Annotated in this window: 2 protein-coding genes; one reads left to right on the top strand and one right to left on the bottom strand. The window is 69.9% G+C overall.

Translation table 11 applies throughout. From position 1 onward, the window contains the following. A partial coding sequence (locus ACFQEU_RS15640) for a lyase family protein (protein ID WP_379783667.1) occupies window positions 1-771 on the bottom strand: 771 nt, incomplete at its 3' end. 168 nt (window positions 772-939) lie between these two features. On the opposite strand from ACFQEU_RS15640, the gene purN reads away from it, so the two are divergent. Further along, on the top strand, window positions 940-1569 hold a 630-nt coding region (purN, locus tag ACFQEU_RS15635), incomplete at its 3' end, for a phosphoribosylglycinamide formyltransferase (protein ID WP_379783665.1).

Raw genomic sequence — 1569 nt, 5'->3', positions numbered from 1 at the left:
GAGGCGGGCGGCGTACACCGCCATCTCCTTGCCGAACGTCGTCGGTGTCGCCGGCTGGCCGTGCGTCCGCGCGAGCATCGGCGTCTCGCGATGCTCGTGTGCCAGCTCGACCAGCGCATCGCGAACCTCCCGGATCGCCGGCACGAGCACCTCAGTCACCGCCGGCTTGACGAGCAGCCGTTGTGCGAGGTTGTTGACGTCCTCGCTCGTGAGCCCGAAGTGGATCCACGGGAACAGCGCCTCGGCGTCGTCGACGGGGGACGACCCGCTCGCCGAGTCCGCGAGCGTCGTCAGCCGGACGCGAAGGAAGTACTCGATCGCCTTCACGTCGTGGTTGGTCGCGGCGTACCCCGCCGCCCCCTCCGTCTCCAGCCGCTTGATCAGCCGCGCGTCCGCCGCCGAAAACGACTCGTATAGGTCACGAAGGGCGTCGACAGCGGCGTCTTCGAGGTCGAATGGGGTCGCGTCCAGCGCGCCGAGCTCGATCAGGTACTCCACCTCGACACGGACCCGGGCCCGCATCAACGCCGCCTCGCTCGCGTACGGCGACAGCGGCGCGGTCCGACCGGCGTACCGGCCGTCGAGCGGCGACACCGCGGCGAGCGGGTCGTCCCGGGACAGCTCCCGGATCCACCCGTCAGCCGGCGTCTCGGCGTCGGTCCCCCCGTAGGTTTCGGTCCCACCGCCGGCGTTGCTCGGGTCCTCCCCGTCGCTCGGGTCCTCCCCGTCGCTCGGGTCGTCACGTTTCGTCGGGTCGCCTCCCTCTGTCATGTCCGCGACTGTCCCCGGAACCCGCAAAAGCGTATCGATGGGTCGCCCCACGGAAGTGTATATTCGAACCCCGTTATTCGGGATCCGCCGCCGAATGTATCCGTGGAAGTGTATACTCACCCACCGTGGACCGTAATCGATATAGGCGGTCGCTCGGTCGGATCGACCATGAAGATCGCCGGACTCGCCAGCAACCGCGGACGGAACCTCCGACACATCGACGACGTCGCGCCGGGCGGCGCGGAGGTGTCCGTCGTCCTGACGAACCGCGAGGGCGCGCCGGTCCTCGAGGCCGCCGCGGAGCGCCGGATCCCGACCGAGGTCGTCGTCCGCGAGGAGGGCGAGTCGCGCGAGGAGCACGAAGAACGGATCCTCGAGCGGCTGGCCGCCTACGACTTCGATCTGGTCTGTCTCGACGGCTACATGCGCGTGCTCACGGACACGTTCCTCGACGCCGCGCCGACGACCGTGAACGTCCACCCGTCGTTGCTGCCGGCGTTCCCGGGCGCCAACGCGCACGAGCAGGTGTTGGACGCCGGCGTACGGACGACCGGCTGCACCGTCCACGTCGTTACCGAGGCGGTCGACGACGGGCCGATCGTGACCCAAGAGCCCGTACCCGTGTACGCGGACGACGACGAGGGGTCGCTCAAGCGCCGCGTGTTACAGGAGGCGGAGTTCACCGCGTACCCGCGGGCGGTCCGCTGGTTCGCGGCGGGGGCCGTCGACGTCGAGACGGCCGATGACGGCACGCCCGTCTCGGTGACGGTCGACGGCGACACCGACGGGTCGTTCCCC

Source organism: Halorubrum tibetense (assembly GCF_042661865.1).
In the GTDB taxonomy this organism is placed as follows: Archaea; Halobacteriota; Halobacteria; order Halobacteriales; family Haloferacaceae; genus Halorubrum; species Halorubrum tibetense.
This window is presented reverse-complemented; position numbering and strand designations above follow the sequence as displayed.